Origin of the sequence: Kurthia sp. FSL E2-0154 (assembly GCF_038003625.1) — a bacterium.
GTDB lineage: Bacteria > Bacillota > Bacilli > Bacillales_A > Planococcaceae > Kurthia > Kurthia gibsonii.
Genome location: NZ_JBBOPO010000001.1, coordinates 652,119 through 669,647, shown reverse-complemented (window position 1 = coordinate 669,647; position 17,529 = coordinate 652,119). Strand labels below are relative to the sequence as shown.

Annotated in this window: 14 protein-coding genes; 9 read left to right on the top strand and 5 right to left on the bottom strand. The window is 35.3% G+C overall.

All coding sequences use genetic code 11. The annotated features are described in order from the left end of the window. The first annotated feature begins 161 nt into the window (after positions 1 to 161). The 4 genes from gdhA to MHB75_RS03150 all read left to right on the top strand — a co-directional run bounded on the left by gdhA (position 162) and on the right by MHB75_RS03150 (position 5,551). Entirely contained in the window at positions 162 to 1,529 is a 1,368-nt protein-coding gene (gene gdhA, locus MHB75_RS03165; RefSeq protein ID WP_141274871.1) for an NADP-specific glutamate dehydrogenase, read from the top strand. A gap of 780 nt (positions 1,530 to 2,309) precedes the next feature. Further along, the gene (locus MHB75_RS03160; RefSeq protein ID WP_141274872.1) at positions 2,310 to 2,999 is read left to right on the top strand and encodes a phosphoribosylaminoimidazolesuccinocarboxamide synthase; all 690 of its coding nucleotides are present in this window, start codon (positions 2,310 to 2,312) and stop codon (positions 2,997 to 2,999) included. Between the two features lie 125 nt (positions 3,000 to 3,124). Next, the gene (gene pepF / locus MHB75_RS03155) at positions 3,125 to 4,933 is read left to right on the top strand and encodes an oligoendopeptidase F (RefSeq protein WP_340995893.1); all 1,809 of its coding nucleotides are present in this window, start codon (positions 3,125 to 3,127) and stop codon (positions 4,931 to 4,933) included. Positions 4,934 to 4,993: 60 nt separating this feature from the next. Next, a complete protein-coding gene (locus tag MHB75_RS03150; protein ID WP_340995891.1) occupies positions 4,994 to 5,551 on the top strand; it encodes a hypothetical protein in 558 nt (185 codons plus the stop codon). Positions 5,552 to 5,566: 15 nt separating this feature from the next. Here the strand turns inward: MHB75_RS03150 and MHB75_RS03145 are convergent, their stop codons facing one another. Beyond that, positions 5,567 to 6,055, bottom strand: coding sequence for a hypothetical protein (locus MHB75_RS03145; protein WP_340995890.1), 489 nt, complete (start codon positions 6,053 to 6,055; stop codon positions 5,567 to 5,569). Between the two features lie 219 nt (positions 6,056 to 6,274). Here MHB75_RS03145 and MHB75_RS03140 point away from each other — a divergent pair, with 219 nt between their 5' ends. Continuing rightward, entirely contained in the window at positions 6,275 to 6,484 is a 210-nt protein-coding gene (locus tag MHB75_RS03140) for an HTH domain-containing protein (protein ID WP_340995889.1), read from the top strand. Positions 6,485 to 6,571: 87 nt separating this feature from the next. On the opposite strand, the gene MHB75_RS03135 is transcribed toward MHB75_RS03140, so the two are convergent. The 4 genes from MHB75_RS03135 to MHB75_RS03120 form a co-directional block, all read right to left on the bottom strand. Beyond that, a complete protein-coding gene (locus MHB75_RS03135) occupies positions 6,572 to 7,246 on the bottom strand; it encodes a TerC family protein (protein WP_340995887.1) in 675 nt (224 codons plus the stop codon). A 72-nt stretch (positions 7,247 to 7,318) separates the two neighbouring features. Continuing rightward, a complete protein-coding gene (locus tag MHB75_RS03130; protein ID WP_340995886.1) occupies positions 7,319 to 8,134 on the bottom strand; it encodes a sulfurtransferase in 816 nt (271 codons plus the stop codon). A gap of 12 nt (positions 8,135 to 8,146) precedes the next feature. Further along, positions 8,147 to 9,130 (bottom strand): CAP domain-containing protein, encoded by a 984-nt coding sequence (locus tag MHB75_RS03125; RefSeq protein WP_340995885.1) that lies wholly within the window; start codon positions 9,128 to 9,130, stop codon positions 8,147 to 8,149. A gap of 80 nt (positions 9,131 to 9,210) precedes the next feature. Beyond that, positions 9,211 to 12,825: a dynamin family protein gene (locus MHB75_RS03120; protein WP_340995884.1), complete on the bottom strand. Its 3,615-nt coding sequence runs from the start codon at positions 12,823 to 12,825 to the stop codon at positions 9,211 to 9,213. Positions 12,826 to 13,327: 502 nt separating this feature from the next. On the opposite strand from MHB75_RS03120, the gene MHB75_RS03115 reads away from it, so the two are divergent. The 4 genes from MHB75_RS03115 (at position 13,328) to MHB75_RS03100 (ending at position 17,507) form a co-directional block, all read left to right on the top strand. Then, positions 13,328 to 13,783: a chemotaxis protein CheX gene (locus MHB75_RS03115; RefSeq protein WP_340995882.1), complete on the top strand. Its 456-nt coding sequence runs from the start codon at positions 13,328 to 13,330 to the stop codon at positions 13,781 to 13,783. Positions 13,784 to 14,222: 439 nt separating this feature from the next. Next, positions 14,223 to 14,705 carry a cytochrome c oxidase subunit II gene (locus tag MHB75_RS03110; protein ID WP_141274747.1) on the top strand — a complete coding sequence of 161 codons (483 nt, stop codon included), beginning with the start codon at positions 14,223 to 14,225 and terminating at the stop codon, positions 14,703 to 14,705. Further along, positions 14,702 to 16,345, top strand: coding sequence for a b(o/a)3-type cytochrome-c oxidase subunit 1 (locus tag MHB75_RS03105; protein ID WP_141274748.1), 1,644 nt, complete (start codon positions 14,702 to 14,704; stop codon positions 16,343 to 16,345). Before MHB75_RS03110 ends, MHB75_RS03105 begins: the two co-directional genes overlap by 4 nt. A 523-nt stretch (positions 16,346 to 16,868) precedes the next feature. Continuing rightward, on the top strand, positions 16,869 to 17,507 hold the full coding sequence (locus MHB75_RS03100; protein WP_340995881.1) for a hypothetical protein: 639 nt from the start codon (positions 16,869 to 16,871) through the stop codon (positions 17,505 to 17,507). The last annotated feature ends 22 nt before the right edge of the window (positions 17,508 to 17,529 follow it).

Below are 17,529 nucleotides of genomic sequence, written 5' to 3'. Positions count from 1 at the left end.
GAGATGAAATCAATCTCTTTTTGGCATATTCATTCGGTAACGCTTACATGAATAAAAATACGTTAATATTGCATAATTATAAAAATCGGACAATTGAAAAAAATTAAAAATTTCGCTATAGTTATGCCAATACAAGAATAACACATGGGGGTTTTTAATTTATGGTAACAATGAATTCAGAACAAGTAGCAATGCATTATATCGATGAAGTTTATAAAAACTTAGAAGCAACACATGCACATGAGCCAGAATTTTTACAAGCAGTAAAAGAAATCATCTATTCTCTAGCACCTGTTTTCGCAAAACGTCCAGAATATATGGAAGCAAGTTTACTTGAGCGCATTATCGAACCAGAACGTGTTGTAAAATTCCGCGTTGCTTGGGAAGATGATAATGGTAAAGTACAAGTAAATCGTGGTTTCCGTGTACAATACAGTTCAGCGATTGGACCTTACAAAGGTGGATTACGTTTCCATCCTTCTGTAAACGAAAGCATCATTAAATTCCTAGGTTTCGAACAAATTTTCAAAAACTCTTTAACAGGCCAACCGATTGGCGGTGCTAAAGGTGGATCGGACTTCGATCCAAAAGGAAAATCTGATTCAGAAATCATGCGCTTCTGCCAAGCGTTTATGACAGAATTACACAAGTATATTGGACCACACGAAGATGTTCCTGCCGGTGATATTGGTGTTGGTGCACGCGAAATTGGTTTCTTATTCGGACAATACAATCGTATTAAAGCTTCTTATTTACCAGGCGTAATTACAGGTAAGTTACCTCGTTTTGGTGGTTCTCTTGCACGTAAAGAAGCAACAGGTTACGGTACAGTTTACTTTGTACAAGAAATGTTAAAAGAAATCAATGCAACATTTGAAAACCAAACAGTTGTCGTATCTGGTTCAGGTAATGTATCAACATACGCAATTGAAAAAGCGCAACAACTCGGTGCACTTGTTGTAGCCTGCTCAGATTCAGATGGTTACATTCATGACCCTTCTGGCATCAAGTTAGATACAGTGAAAGATATTAAAGAAGTTCGCGGTGGTCGTATTAAAGAATATATCGACGCACATCCAGAAGCAACTTATGTAGAAGGATGCGAAAACATTTGGTCAATTCCTTGTGATATCGCACTTCCATGTGCAACGCAAAATGAAATTGATGCAGATGCTGCGAAAACATTAATCGCAAACGGTGTTAAAGCTGTCGGCGAAGGTGCCAATATGCCTTCAACATTGGAAGCAATTGATTTATATTTTGAAAATAACGTATTATTCGCACCTGCAAAAGCTGCAAATGCTGGCGGTGTAGCTGTATCTGCTCTTGAAATGGCACAAAACAGCATGCGCATGTTCTGGACATTTGAAGAAGTTGATGCAAAATTACATGAAATTATGCGTAACATTTATAAAAATAGTCGTGAAGCTGCAAAAGAATTCGGTCACGAAAACAACCTTTTAATCGGCGCAAATATCGCTGGTTTCCTAAAAGTTGCCGATGCAATGATCGCACAAGGCATCATCTAATTATAAAGAAAAAAAGCAGAAATCGGTATGAACGATTTCTGTTTTTTTATGGTTTCGGGCGTCTTAAGTTACCTTGTCTAGGACGAAATCAAACATTTGGGCGACGAAACGGGTCACTCGGATGTTAGTTTGGAACATTCACTCGTCTATCTGGGTCATTCGAGGACGAAAATGGGTCACTCGCCTAAAAGACTTTAATTACTCACTTTCTGCACTTTCTTCAAGGTTTTTGAGTAATTCAAGAGGACTTCATTTCACTATGATTGTGTGAATTCGAACATTCGAGTAGCAAAACGGGGCATTCGTATTTCCAAATGAGGCATTCGTTCCTCGGTTCGGGTCATTCACCCGTTCAAACGGGACATTCGAGGGCGAAAACGGGTCACTCGCCTAAAAAACCTTAATTACTCACTTTTGTACTTTCTTCAAGGCTTTTGAGTAATTCAAGAGGACTTCATTTCACTATGATTGGGTGAAATCGAACATTCGGGTGGCGAAACGGGCCACTCGTCGAAGTGATTGGGGCATTCGCTCTAACAATCGGGTCATTCACCCATCTATTTGGGTCACTCGAGGGCAAAAACGGGTCACTCGGTTAAAATGAGCGATTAACTTTTCATGACCTAACAAGAGTTAAAAAATGGGTATGCACCCTTCGCAAAATACGAATTATAAATTATAATATAACTATAAATAATCGTTTTAAAAGCGTTAAAAACGAACTAAATGTATTTTAAAAAGATTTTTAGAGATAATAAACGAACATCAGGGGGATTTATCATGTTTTTGAAGTACGAAGGTAAAACAAAGAATGTTTTCGAATTAGAAGATGGTCACTTTTTATTAAAATTCAAAGATGATGTTACAGGTGAAAACGGTGTATTCGATCCAGGCGCTAATACAGTTGGTTTAACAATTGATGGTGTAGGTCTTGCTGGGTTACGTTTAACAACATTTTTCTATGAAAAATTAAATGAGATAGGTGTACCAACACACTTCGTTTCTTCAAATATGGATGAGGCAACAATGACGGTAAAACCTGCAACTGTTTTTGGTAAAGGTCTTGAAGTGATCTGTCGTTTCCGCGCAGTTGGTAGTTTCTTAAAACGTTACGGTGCATATGTTGAAGAAGGTCAACCTCTTGATGCTTTTGTAGAAGTAACGATTAAAGATGATGACCGTTTAGACCCACCCATTTCAGAAGATGCACTTGCACAACTTGCTATCTTAACAAAAGATGAGTACGCGACGCTAAAAGAAGCTACACAAAAAATTGCGTCTTTCGTTAAAGATGAACTAGCGAAAAAAGATCTTGAGTTATATGATATTAAACTTGAATTTGGTCGCGATGCGAAAACAAATGAAATTTTATTAATTGATGAAATTTCAGGTGGTAACATGCGTGCGTTCCGCGGAACTGAATATATCGAGCCTCTTGAACTTGAAAAAATTATGTTAGCTCCTGAATAATACGCATTGCCCTGTCTCAACTCAGAGATAGGGTCTTTTTTTTCGAACAATAATTGTCGAATTATTCGAAGTATTATATACTAAAGTTATTACTTCGAATACCGAAGAATCAAGGGGGTTTTTTTATGTACGAAAGTTTTCCACTTCGTCAAGATGTTCCAGAACAAGAAAAATGGGACTTACGTTATTTAATCCAAGATGATGCTGCATATGATGCTGCCATTACAAAAATCCAACAAGATGTTGATGCTTTTGTAGAAAAATGGACAAATCATATTCAAAAAGCAGAAGATTTATCAACATTATTTGTTGATTATGAAAAAGTTTTAGCTGATTTATATATCATTGGCTCTTATGCCGAGTTAGATGTTGAAACAGATCAAACAAACGAAGCTGCTGCAATTCGTGCAAGTGATTTTTCAACAATGGCGGCAAAAATCGATGCAAAATTATCATTTGTGATGAGTGATTTACTTGCTTTATCAAATGAAGTTTTAGAAGAAGCAAAACAACTTGCACCTACTTATGCGCATTATATTAAACGTTTAATCGACCAAAAAGCACATCAACTTAGCCCTGAAACAGAGCGTGTTCTAGCTTCTCTGTCAGGTACATTCCAAGCAGCTTACGGTCTATACAACACAACGAAATTAGTCGATTTAAAATTCCCTGACTTCACAGTAGATGGTGAAAATTATCCGCTAAATTATAATTTATTTGAAGGCGATTGGGAATTAGAGAGTAATACTCCGGTTCGTCGTGCAGCATTTGATGCTTTTTCAAAACAACTGCGTCATTACTTACACACGACTGCCAAAACGTATCAAACACATGTACAAACTGAAAAAACGATGGCTGATTTACGTGGTTACGATTCAGTTATTGATTATTTACTTGATGAGCAGGAAGTTGACCGCACACTTTATAACCGTCAAATTGATGTAACAATGAAAGAACTTGCACCGCATATGCGCCGTTATGCAAAGTTACTTCAAAAAGTACATGGTTTAGAAAACATGACATTCGCTGACCTAAAAATTTCATTAGATCCATCTTATGAACCAAGTATTACGATTCCAGAATCAAAAGAATACTTGAAGAAGGCACTTGGTGTAATGGGTGAAGATTATCTTCAAATGATTGACGATTCTTTCGAGCAGCGCTGGATTGACTTTGCGCAAAATGAAGGAAAATCAACAGGTGCATTCTGTGCAAGTCCATATGGTTCACATTCATACATTTTAATCTCTTGGACAAGTCGTATGAATGAAGTATTCGTTCTAGCACATGAATTAGGTCATGCTGGACACTTCCGATATGCACAGCGTGAACAATCACTATTAAATAGTGAATCATCGACTTACTTTGTCGAAGCACCATCAACTATGAACGAAATGTTAATGGCGAATCACCTGCTACAAAACTCAGAAGATCCACGTTTCAAACGCTGGGTAATCTCAACAATTGTTGCACGCACATACTATCATAATTTTGTAACGCATTTACTAGAAGCTGCATTCCAGCGCAAAGTGTATGAAAAAATTGATGCAGGTCAATCGCTATCTGCTTCGATTTTAAATGACTTAAAACGCTCGGTTTTAGAAGAATTCTGGGGTGATGCGGTTGATATTAATGACGGTGCCGAACTTACATGGATGCGCCAACCACACTATTACATGGGCTTATACCCTTACACATATAGCGCTGGCTTAACGATCTCAACACAAGTATCACAACGTATTCTAAAAGAAGGTGATACTGCGGTACAAGATTGGATTCGCACATTAGAAGCAGGCGGTACAAAATCACCTGTTGATTTAGCAAAAATGGCTGGTATTGACTTAACAACAGACCAACCACTACAAGATACAATCGCCTTTATTGGTGAATTAATTACACAATTAGAAGAACTAACTGAACAAATTGGTGATTAATAGACAGAAAAAATCGTGCAATCATCGCACGATTTTTTTCTTATGAAATGAGGAACATGAATGCAATTTGATTTAATGAAATTATTTGATGGGTATGTGGGAAATTATCATACATTCCATTTAACAGTCGACCACGGTAAACACTCTTTTACAATGACAGAAATAGCATATTTTTCACGACTTGGTTCGATGCTCGGATACCATGCCTATACGGAAGATACGTGCAATGGTTTAAATCGCCCGATGGATTTAACTTGGTGGGATGGTTTTGACGGTACATATTGGCACGATTTTATTTTACATTTAGAACGTGAAAATTATTTTAAAAAAGATATGGAAACATTGGAAAAATTATTTTGTAAACGTAAATTTTCACCCATGCATGCAATCGGCATTTTAAATGTTCGAAACGATCAACGCATTGAAAAATTACTTCAACATGTCAAAAAGATGTGCAATGTCCCGCAAGCAATGTTAATTTTTAGAACGTATTCACAAGAAAGTGCTAAAAACTTTTTTGATGAGGTCTATGCCTACGTCTTTCATCAGAAAAAATGCGTAGCTACTAAAAAAGCATATGTTTCAGAAGTGGTCGGCGTCTTACATATGCATGAATAAAAAAGTACATTCACATTAAATTCCATAATAATAAATTACAATATCAGCAGAATTCATTATTTCTAGATAATGCATACATATATTTAGTTTTTTCAGAACTTCAGACTTAACAAAAAACGTTTCTTTTAATCTCTTCATTTCTTCAAAAGAAATCTCAACTAATTGATCTTCATTCAAATCAACTAAATAAGGATAATAATATTCATCATCTAGTTCTTCTAATACACCTATCCATTCTAGAAATATTTTTTTCAAGTAATCAAAACTATAATGATTAATAACAGATATCCCACAATAATTGAGCCCCTTATCACTTGGGACTTTACTTCTATAAGATTCTTTAACATAGCTAGGATTAATTGATGGGATCAAATTATAAAGACGATCAACCTCATATGCTTGTTGTTCTATTACATAATCTAAAAAAATATCTTCTATATTAATTTTTGCAATCATACAATCATTTCTTTCATTAACAAATTCAAAATTATGATAAACAGCCATTTTCATACCTCTTTCTTAATTCATTAAAATAGATGTTGTATCCTTTTCATCTATATCCTCCTTCTCTTTTGAACTTATTGCAAGAAAAAAACTATAACAACCATCAAATCATACGAAAAGAAGTAATTATCTCTTAATATTTAATTTTATGTAAAATGAAAGAGGATTGCATAGTAGTAATCCCCTTCTTTCAATTTATATATAGTCTCTCACTTTACTGTGCAAAAATTATCATCGATTATTCATAAGCATGGTACAGAACAATTTTCTGCTAATGAACTCGCTCAATACTTACACATGACACCGCGTAGTGCGCGCCGTATTTTAAATGAACTTGAAATGACAGGGCTTGCAAAAGTGGTTGTAGAAGAATGCCCCCGTCAAACAGGACGACCACGCAAAATTTATCAATTGCAGTTGAATGTTTAACTATGCACGGAATTCATTGGTTGATAAATCACCATTTATAAGTAATTGCACAAAAAACTTGAGCCACATATAAGTGACTCAAGTTTTTTATGAACGGTATTTTCTTGTTTGTACACGTTTTGTCCAAACACCAATTAATACTAATAAAATACAGAAAATAATTGGAATTAATTGTGTCATCGCCGGGAATGTCCAGTCAACTAGATACTTACCATAACGATCGCTAACTATCATACTGCCTGCTGTGTAGGCAATCAAGAGCGCCCCCAGCCAAATAAGTAGCGGGAATTTATTCATCAGTTTAATGATTAATTGGCTACCAAAAATGATAATCGGAATACTAATTAATAGTCCAAGTGCTGCTAAACCAACATGCCCATCTGCTACACCTGCAATCGCAAGAACATTATCTAAACTCATAACGAAGTCAGCGACGATAATTGTACGTACAGCTGCGAATAACGTACTACCACTCTCTACATCTGCATCTTCTCCGTTTGACTTCAGTAAATCCCATGCAATATAGAATAGTAATAAACCACCGACCACTTTAACAAATGGAATCGCTAATAATTGAACAGCAATGACTGTTAAAATAACACGTAAAGCAATTGCTCCACCTGTACCAATCAATATTGCTTTTTTCCGTTGTTCAGGCTTCAACTTTCGAGTTGCGAGCGCAATAACAACCGCATTATCTCCACTTAATACTAAATCAAGTAAGATGATGGATAAAATTTTGGATAGAAATTCGATATCCATGTTGTTCCTTCTTTCTACAGTTACTTCCTTTATTGTACGCCTCTTTTAGCGTTTTAAAAAGGAAAAAATCGACTATTCTTCTCCTGTCGCAATTGGATAATGCATCACCCAATCACTATAACTCCCTGTATAAAGTTGAACATGTTCGTATCCTAATTCTTTTAATACAGCGTAAAGTGGCGACGCAGATACACCACTACCACAATACACAATAATATTTTCATCTTTGGAAGCAACTTTTTTTATTTCGTCATTTATAAATAACGTATTCCCCTTTTTTAGCTGTTCCCAATCAAAATTTCGTGCAGTTGGAATGTGTCCTGCAATAGGATCAAGTGGCTCGATTTCACCAATATAGCGACGATGAGCACGCGCATCAATTAACACTTTATCATGCTTACCTTCTGTTACTTCTTTAACATAGGCACGATCTACATAAATTTGATCTTGCCAATCAATATTTAAATTAGAACGCACTGGATTCGGTTCAACGGTTGTTGTCTCAAAACCTGCTTGCTTTAAGCCTTCTAGACCATCTGCAATGACGCGCGCATTTGTAAAACCACCATATTGTAATAACCAATACGCTCTCGTAGCAAATGGTTCACCACCACCATCATAGATGTAAATAGGTGTTTCATATGTGATACCGGCTTTTTCAAATAGGTCGTGTAATTGTTCTTTAGTTGGCATCGGATGACGTCCACTTTTTTCTTTTGTCATGTCAGATAAATCTTTCGTTAAATCCCAGTGTACCGCACCAACAATATGTTCTATATCATATTGCGCACGACCATATACGCTATCTGCTAAGTCATAGCGTGCGTCAATCCATACAGCTTGTTCATTTGCTGGTATATCCTTTGCTTGAATAAATACGTGTCCCATACAGAGTCCCCCTTAAAATGGTGTATAAAAATTAATCGTGTAGTACGGCACATTTTCAGCATCAAATGCAACACCCACACCTGCATGTGTCAGATCTTTGTTTAAGATATTTTTACGATGTCCTAAACTATTCATCAAACCTTCATGAGCAAAAATACTACTGTACTGCCCATAAGCTAAATTCTCTGCATAGAAATGCTCGTTCAAATAACCCGCATTTTTCATACGTGATTCAGGTGTGCTTCCATTACTTCCTGTGTGTGAAAAATAGTTTTGGTCAATCATATCTTGACTATGTGCGCGTGCTTGAGCTGTTAATCCCTTGTCATAAATAAGTGGCTTTAATCCATGTTCTACACGTGCTTGATTCATCAGTTCAATCATCAACTGTTCAAACCCCGTACGTAAAGCATTCGATGAAGGACCATAAAATCCTTCTTTTTTCTGTTCTACATTATATGGAATATATTGAATTGCACGTAAGCGATTGGCATTATGAACATCAAAAAAAAACGTCACGTAGTATCCATCTATTTCATATAATAACATCTCTTTTTTATTATCATCATTCATTTTAAAGATCTTATTGCCTTTACGAATTTCTTCTAAAGGTGCACCGTATTGTTTTTGCGCCTCTCCATATGTCGTCTCACCAATTGTTGTGTTAAATAATGTACGCCCCTGTCCTGCAATATAACCGCCCTTACCATTGGATGATTCAAGTGTGAATTGCTCATAACCATTGTGCGTCATTTGCCATTGCTCACCGTATTCATTGGTAAATGTTCCTTTTTGTTTACCTGTTGTATCTTTCAATACAATATTTTTCGCTTTTTCCTCTTTTTTATCTGAGAAAGTATCAATAGATTGATCCACTGTTTCTTTTACTTCTGAAAACATTCTCGACAATTCAGGTCGATCAAGCGCATATTGAATAGCTTGATAGGAACCTAAAATTAAGACAAAAAAGAGAACCCATGCGAATAATTTTCTCATTTGATCACCTCAATCTATTATCATTAGACGAAATTGTGGAATCAATGGATGCTTTATAGTCGCATGCGTTCTTCTTTTATTTATACTGTTGCTTCTACAAGCTCTTCAAAGATTGATTTCCATTCCGCTAGTTTACTATCTTCTTGAAGCAGCGAACGTTCTGTATCAAGTTGCTCAAGTGCTTGATTTTCAATATGTTGTTTCAATTGCTCCGCAATCGCTTGAATCTGTTCTTCTGCCCACGTAGTCATACGTGCAGACTGCTCATCTAAATAAGCTTGTGCATCTGGTTTTGACATCTCTTCAAGTGCATCACGTAATAAAATACGATCATTATTCTCAAAGAAGGCTTTTTGATTTTTATAATATTTATTGACAGCTTTATATTTGAATGGGTCTTTAAATGGACCTGTATAATCTAAAATAGCTGGGTCTTCTACTTCAAATGGTGTGAAGCTGAAGCTCTCGTTGACATCACGTAGGCGACGAACATCTGCTGTATAACGTTCTGAAATTTTTGTCACAATCATTTTTGAAATTCGGAAGTTTGTTACACGCATCTCTTGTTCAAAGTCGAAGCCTAGACTTTGCATTAATTCAGTGAGTGCAAACTCAAGTGCATCTGATGTTGATTTTGTATTAAATACCGTTGGGTTATACGATTCTTTAAAGAAATCTGTATAACGGAAATATACACGTTGTAATACATAGTATAGTAACTCTTTTTGCTCTTGTGCCACATCACGTTCAATTACAGCAGCTGCCGTTTTTTCCATAGACGAGCGAACAAATTGTTCAATTTGGTCTAATTCTTTTAGACGCTCATCTTTACGCGATAAGTTTTCCTCTGTTTGACGAATCAGTGATGATAAACGCTCTATCGTCTTATCTGTTTCCTCTACTAAAGCTTGAACTGCAAGAGCCATTAATTCTTCTGATAAGAAATGATGGAAACTTTCCTCAAAAGCAGGCATACCAGAAGCAAGTTCTGTCTGTTCCACTTTTTCTTGTAAAGCAAGTAGACTACTCACACCAAATAGACGTGGTTTACGGATACCAAAACGTAATAATTCGTTGCGTACATACGCTTTTACATCTTCTGCTTCTTCTTCATCTGCTGCTAAGTCAATCGCATTTACGACGAAGAACATCTTATCTAATTCGAAGGCATCTTTTACACGCCCTAATTGAATTAAGAATTCACGGTCAGCTTTTGCGAAAGCATGATTATAGTACGTAATGAATAGAATCGCATCCGCATTACGAATGTATTCAAAAGCAACACCTGTGTGACGCGCGTTAATTGAGTCTGCTCCTGGTGTATCAACTAACGTAACGCCTAGACGTGTTAATTCACAGTCGAAGTAGAAATCAATTGAATCAACGAAACAACTACGATTTTCTTGTGCAACAAAGCGTTCGAATTCTTCGCGCTCTGTACGAATTGTTGTGCCTAATACGTCTTTAAATTCTTCATAACTTTGTGCAAATGCACGTACAAATGATTTATGAACATGTAAGCGCTCATCTGTTAATTCCACATCAAGTGCTTTTTGTGCTTTTGCATAGGCATCATCTAAAGATGTAACGTGAACACCAATTGCACCATAAGAGGCCACAATATCTTCTGTCATTTGTTCGACTGTTTTTAATTTTACATCTGCTGTTTCATGTGGATGGTCAGGTGATACAGGACGAATCTTATTAATCGCTGCTGTTGTTGGGTTCGGTGATACAGGTAACACTTTTTGACCCATTAAAGCATTTGAGAAAGAAGATTTCCCCGCACTAAATGCACCGAATAAAGCAATTGTAAAGTCTTTTTCTTCTAAACGTGCGACTTTATTTTTCAAGTAGTTTGATACTTCCTGGAAACCAGCAATCGGTTCTACTGCATGTGCTGTTTTTAATGCTTTTTGAATTGCTTGGTCTAGCTGAACATTATAAGTAGATTGTGATACATCGTCATCCGCTTGTTCCTCTTCTTGTTTTTCTTCCACAGCAATCATAGATGGATCGAATACACGCATATGTTTACGCGCTTCTTTTTCCCCTTTAATCCAGCGCTCCATATAACCATCTGCTTCTTTATTCAGTGTACGTACATCGACATTTTTCTGAACTTCAAAGTATTTTTGTTGTTCTTCAATATGAAGTACATCATTGATGATTGCTACTTTTTCAGTCATCGCTGCTTTTTTCTTTTTCAGAGGTTCTACTTTTACAAGCGATAATTCTTGAATATACGCCATTTTCTCACGCTTCCAGTCATCTGTTGCACGTTTGAACCACATACGTGTAGCCGAAACAACACGATTTGCGAAGTTCAGTAAAGCGTCTCCTGCTACTGCATCAATGCGCATCTCATCTTCAATAACAGAGAATGGGATATCTAATTTGAATTCATCAATTTCAAGTGATAATTCATCTGTTAAAGCACCAACTTCTCTTAAAGAGCTCTTCATTAAGTTCAACATATGACCTGTAATTTGGTTTTGAACAACTGATTTATAGCGATCATATAGGTCTTCACGTCTACGAGCGCGCTCTGCTTCCGTCTTTTTCGCCGCAAAGAACATACCTACTTTAAAGTCTTTTTGCATACATTCCGCATAGCTTGCTAAACGATCACGTAATTCAAATGGCATTAAGACAGCGTTTTCAAGTAATTCATCACGTTGATTATTGAAAGACATTTCCCATTTCTCAACTGAATATAACTCAAGTTGACGTTCTACAGATTGGTACTCATCTAAAATATCTAACTTACGTGCCCAATCATTTTGAGATAGTAAATCTTCATTGCTTTCCATAATACTTTGTTTATTTTGTTCTAAAAATTGTCCATGTTCATCATGCATTTGTGCTAATGTATTTTCGGCATTTTCTATTAATTGCTCTTGCCAACCATCCATACTGTTCATAACAATTTCTTTTACATGGTCAAAATCGTTATAAGCTAAATCTTTCGCTTTTAATGATGTAAAGAAAATACCTTTTGGATAAACACCCCAGTTTGCAAATGAATCTGCAACCGACTGTTTGAATTCTTCAAATGATAATTCTTGTTCTTTATGTTTATCTACTTGGTTCACGATTAAATACACATTCGGGTTACGCTTCATTAATGTTTTCGTAAATTGGAAGTTCAATTCTGATTGCACATGATTATAATCCATCACGTAAAAAACAATATCCGCTAAGTGAAGTGCTGATTCTGTTGACATACGGTGTGCATCATCTGTGGAATCGACTCCAGGTGTATCCATCACTGTAACACCCATCGGTAATACAGACTGGCTATGTCCAATCTCAATTTGTGATACTAACGCACCATTCTTTGCAAATTCTTTTACAGTTTTAATATCATAATCTGAGTTAAAGCGAACAGGATCTTCTCCTACTAAATAAGCAATTGCATAATCTTCTTCTGACTTATGCACTTTAACTACATTAGCACTTGTCGGAATTGGGCTAGATGGTAGTAGTTGGTCACCTGTAAGCGCATTAATCATACTCGACTTACCAGCAGAAAAATGACCTGCAAAACCAATTGCATATTCTTTCTTAATTAACTTCTCAGCAAAAAGCTGTGTTTTTGCTAGTCGTTCATGGTCTTCGTTTTTTTTATAAACCATGTACTGTAACGCAGTTTTCTTCAATAATAATTGGATTTTTTCTTCAAAAACAGTCATGAAAGGCTCGATCTCCTTTTTCTATATGTAGTTACTCATCCCATTCTATCATGTGTCTGTAAAAGGAAAAACAAAAATTGCTCCAAATCAGAAGATTTTAGTTATTTATTTTTACGTTTCTTCTATGTTATTTTTTTTACGTGAAAAAATTAAATTTATTTAAAAATATAAAAACCGAATAACTCTAAGCGAGCTATTCGGCAACAAAAGTATCATTTTATTTATTTCAAATGTGCGGTTGTTTCTGATAAAACGTATTTAACTGTGACACCACAAGCGACGATTGTCATTCCAACAAGTGCGAAAAGCATGATGACCGCTCCCTTTTTGATAATATAATTTTTTATTTTTAAATTCTAATTGTCATTGATTATCATTATCATAACGAGTTTTTTTTATTTTGTCAATCTAATTGAAATAGTTTCTCAATTAATTCTCTTATTGTATTCTTTAAACTAACGGTGTATCATAGATTAAAAGTCATGAAGAAAGGGGAGTATGTATGAGTATTTCGGCTCAATACCAAGTACTATTTAACGGCATCATTCACGCTTTCAAAGAAATTTCACCAAAGCAAGTTACAATTCAGTCTCCCTCTTCATTTACTGCACCTAATATGCATCTAGAATATAGTGTTTTGATCAATGTAATTGGTGATGTAAAAGCACGTATGATTATTGACAGCAATCACAATTCATTTCAAAAACTATGTGAGTCATTATATGGGTTTCAGATTGATGGCGAACTTTTAGAATCGTTCGTTGGAGAATTTGGAAATATGGTTGCTGGTAAATTATGTATTTATAGTGCTGAACACAATATTCAGTTAGACATTACTACCCCAACTGTCATGGTAAGTGAGACACATTTACCAATATCTACACAAACATTCACTTTGCCAATCTCAATGGATGAGATTGGTCATGTAACAATGCTTTTATCTATTGAAGCTTCTTAAGTCGACATACATGAGAGCGATGAAATTTCTTTTCCCTAAAAGGACTTGTACAAAATATGTACAAGTCCTTTTGTCTTATTTTGTAGATCTATTCTTTTATTTCGATAAACGAATTAATATTAAAATATTAATTATAATAAATATCTCTATTCTTTTACACACTGAATTATTACATTTTTCAAAACAATTTCACATTTACTTCACATTCTCTTATTTTGATGTGATAAAAATCACATCTATATTATGTCGTTTTGACTAAACTATGGATAAGCATACACAGAAAGGAGATTTTTATGCATAAAGAAAAAAATACATCCGATTCAAAGTTAAAAGGAACTTTTTATCTCTCTATAACAGTCGGTATCATCATAATCATCATTTGGTTTGTATGCTTCGCTATTTTTATGAATCGTTTCTAATCTAGAGGAGGTTTACACCCATGTATTTGCATAAGTATGAAAAATATTGGCTCATGTTTGGTATTGGCTCATTAATTATTTTTCTATTAATTACTGGTCTAATGGCATTAAATAATAGTCATGAAACACCTAATTCACAAAAAACAATTAATCCTGAAAAAGTGAGTGAAATCGCACCATTTAATAAGCCAGGTGTCTATAAAGTAGCAGGAAAGGATTGGGATTATGAAGTGGTGGTAGTAGCATCTGCCTTTTTATATGAACCATCGGAAATCAAAATTCCTGTGAATTCTAAAGTGAAGTTTATTGCGACCTCTAAAGATGTTGTGCATGGATTTGAAATTGCTAAAACAAATATTAATATGATGTTAGAGCCCGGACATATTTCTGAATATACAACTACCGTCAATAAAAAGGGCGAATTTTTAGTTGTTTGTAATGAATACTGCGGGATGGGACATGCTGAAATGCATGCAGCATTAAAGGTGGTGGATTCTAAATGAAATCTTTACAAATCAATTTACGCGATTGTAAGCTAGCACTTGCCTACCTTCTTTTCGCTTTTGCTGCTTTATTAATTGGTGGGATTGCCGGTTTAGTACAAGTATTCGTGAGAAGTGGCGCACTCGAACTTCCCTACTCTATTGGCTATTATCAAGTATTAACTATACATGGCGTTCTTCTAGCACTTGTCTTTACAACCTTCTTCATTTTTGGTTTTCAAACAGCCGCTATGAGTCGTGTAACAGGAATATTTTCTTTTAAAGAAAGATGTTTAGGCTGGATTGGTTTCGGGGTAATGTCTACTGGGACAGTTATGGCTGCTACAATGGTTTTATTAAATGAGGCATCTGTACTTTATACATTTTATGCGCCACTACAAGCACATTGGGTTTTTTATGCTGGACTTTCACTTGTCATGATAGGCTCTTGGATTGCAGCATTTGCACAAGCTCATCGTTACATACAATGGAAAAAAGAAAATCCAAAACAGCTTACACCGCTACTCAGCTTTATGGTCGTATGTAATAATTTAATGTGGTTTGTTGCTACAATTGGTGTCACAACTGAATTATTAGTTCAATTACTTCCATGGTCACTTGGTTGGATGGAACGTGTAGATGTGTTATTATCGCGTACACTTTTCTGGTCATTTGGTCATGCACTTGTATATTTTTGGCTCTTACCTGCTTACATGGTTTGGTATATCGCCGTGCCAAAAATTATCGGCGGAAAGATTTTTTCGGATGCACTTGCCAGACTTTCGTTCATCTTATTCGTATTATTTTCCGTACCGGTTGGCTTACACCATCAATTAACTGAACCTGGTATCGGTGGTTCATGGAAGTTTTTACAAGTTATTTTAACGATGATGGTTGTCATTCCCTCTTTACTTACTGCTTTTTCACTATTCGCTACATTTGAACTACGCGGTCGTGAGTTAGGGAGTAAAGGACTCTTTGGATGGTTAAAAAAGTTACCTTGGTCGGACGCTCGTTTCTTAGCACCTTTTATCGGTATGCTTGCCTTTATTCCTGGCGGTGCTGGAGGAATTGTTAATGCATCTTATCAAATGAACCAATTAATTCATAATACCATTTGGGTGACAGGGCATTTTCATTTAACAATTGCTACAACGGTCACATTGACATTCTTTGGGGCCTCTTATTTCTTAATTCCACATTTAACAGGTCGACAATTAACAAAAAAAATAAACAGACTTGGTCTAATCCAAACAGTTTTATGGGCAATTGGTATGTTGATTATGTCAGGTTCGATGCATATTGCTGGTTTGCTTGGCGCACCAAGACGCTCTGCATTCTCAGTATATGGAGGTGCTGAAATTGCACAAACATGGATTGGCTACCAAATCGCACAAGCTGTTGGTGGGACTATTCTATTTATTGCCATTTTATTATTTATGTATATACTTGTTCAAATGCTTTTCTTCGCACCGAAAGGTTTTGAAGTATTCCCAGTAGCAGAAGTTGCAAATCATGCTCAAAAAACACCTGCTATTTTAGAAAACTTTAAACTATGGATCATCATTTTAATTGCGCTATTATTAATTGCTTATTCATATCCAATTTACGATATTATTTCAAATGCACCACTTGGTTCAAAGGGATATAAATTGTGGTAATTTTCTAGCTCGTTCGAATGATATTCTAATATAAGTTTGATTTTTTCATGATTTACCTTTAGACTTATGTTACGATTTAGTGAATATAAAAGCGTGAATTTGTTGTATTCCCGCTGTTTTATGACAAAAAATGCTAATTCAAATAGGTGTAATATCTATTTTATGGTAATTTTTTAGTAAAATTTTAAAGAGATAATTCACTAAATATTAACGTTATTTGTATAATGGCAGTTCTCTATTGATTGCATTGCTTTTTTCTAGTATGTACTTATAGGCAAAGGTTCTTCATCGGAAAACGCACAGCAAAATCATACATAGCATGTATTTCACAGGGACTCAAAATATAGATAACTTATTTATTTTGTCGTCATCTTTTGTCATGTGAGAAACTTTTCGAAATAGCCCAGCCAAACGAGTCCATTATTTTTTGGACAATGTGAAGTTGAAATACTTTGCAACTCAAAATATCATCTTTTGAGAATCACCATCAGTATTAACCAATTTTTTAAAAGGGGAGATTTACATGCAAACAACGATCCATGAATATAAGAAGATGAATAATAGCTCTCTTTATGTAAGCGATTATTATCAAGAACTCTTTTATATGAATATTGTTGAGGTTCCATTATTAGAAGAAATTTTAAAAAAGAAGACCACAACAAGTGCATACTACCCTACCTTATATAGAGATATCTGGTTTATGATTGAACAACCTTACGAAGTCGTTCAGTTTAGCGAGAAGGTAGATTTTTCAAATGAAGTACTTGCAGAAATTTTAAAAGCTATTTACGAACATCCAACTTTCCACATTATTCACGATATCAATCGCCTTGAGAAGGGCAGCTCTTTTATGAACGCTCTTTTATTAACAGAAATGGTATCCGTTATGATTGATGGCGATTTAGAAATTCTATTTGACGTGAAAAATAATCGTGAAACAATCAATTTGGCTACATTTATTGACGAACATTTAGAGGTGGGGAATTGCCTAGAATGTGCTGCACAATCGATTTTACATTCTTCTAAAGAACTACCAATTTATTTTGATATGAATATTTTCGTAGAATTACCAATTACAGAAAAGACACAATACTCACTTGAAGTTTTCCAAGAAACAAATTTATTGGAAGATCTTAATTCGTATAAAGAAGTCTATATGTAACTTAGTTATTCTACTTTGTTTG

Excerpts from the sequence above, each read along its gene's own strand:
- gdhA (WP_141274871.1), top strand. The coding sequence starts at position 162 with ATGGTAACAATGAATTCAGAACAAGTAGCAATGCATTATATCGATGAA.
- MHB75_RS03160 (WP_141274872.1), top strand. The coding sequence starts at position 2,310 with ATGTTTTTGAAGTACGAAGGTAAAACAAAGAATGTTTTCGAATTAGAA.
- pepF (WP_340995893.1), top strand. The coding sequence starts at position 3,125 with ATGTACGAAAGTTTTCCACTTCGTCAAGATGTTCCAGAACAAGAAAAA.
- MHB75_RS03150 (WP_340995891.1), top strand. The coding sequence starts at position 4,994 with ATGCAATTTGATTTAATGAAATTATTTGATGGGTATGTGGGAAATTAT.
- MHB75_RS03145 (WP_340995890.1), bottom strand. The coding sequence starts at position 6,055 with ATGGCTGTTTATCATAATTTTGAATTTGTTAATGAAAGAAATGATTGT.
- MHB75_RS03135 (WP_340995887.1), bottom strand. The coding sequence starts at position 7,246 with ATGGATATCGAATTTCTATCCAAAATTTTATCCATCATCTTACTTGAT.
- MHB75_RS03130 (WP_340995886.1), bottom strand. The coding sequence starts at position 8,134 with ATGGGACACGTATTTATTCAAGCAAAGGATATACCAGCAAATGAACAA.
- MHB75_RS03125 (WP_340995885.1), bottom strand. The coding sequence starts at position 9,130 with ATGAGAAAATTATTCGCATGGGTTCTCTTTTTTGTCTTAATTTTAGGT.
- MHB75_RS03120 (WP_340995884.1), bottom strand. The coding sequence starts at position 12,825 with ATGACTGTTTTTGAAGAAAAAATCCAATTATTATTGAAGAAAACTGCG.
- MHB75_RS03115 (WP_340995882.1), top strand. The coding sequence starts at position 13,328 with ATGAGTATTTCGGCTCAATACCAAGTACTATTTAACGGCATCATTCAC.
- MHB75_RS03110 (WP_141274747.1), top strand. The coding sequence starts at position 14,223 with ATGTATTTGCATAAGTATGAAAAATATTGGCTCATGTTTGGTATTGGC.
- MHB75_RS03105 (WP_141274748.1), top strand. The coding sequence starts at position 14,702 with ATGAAATCTTTACAAATCAATTTACGCGATTGTAAGCTAGCACTTGCC.
- MHB75_RS03100 (WP_340995881.1), top strand. The coding sequence starts at position 16,869 with ATGCAAACAACGATCCATGAATATAAGAAGATGAATAATAGCTCTCTT.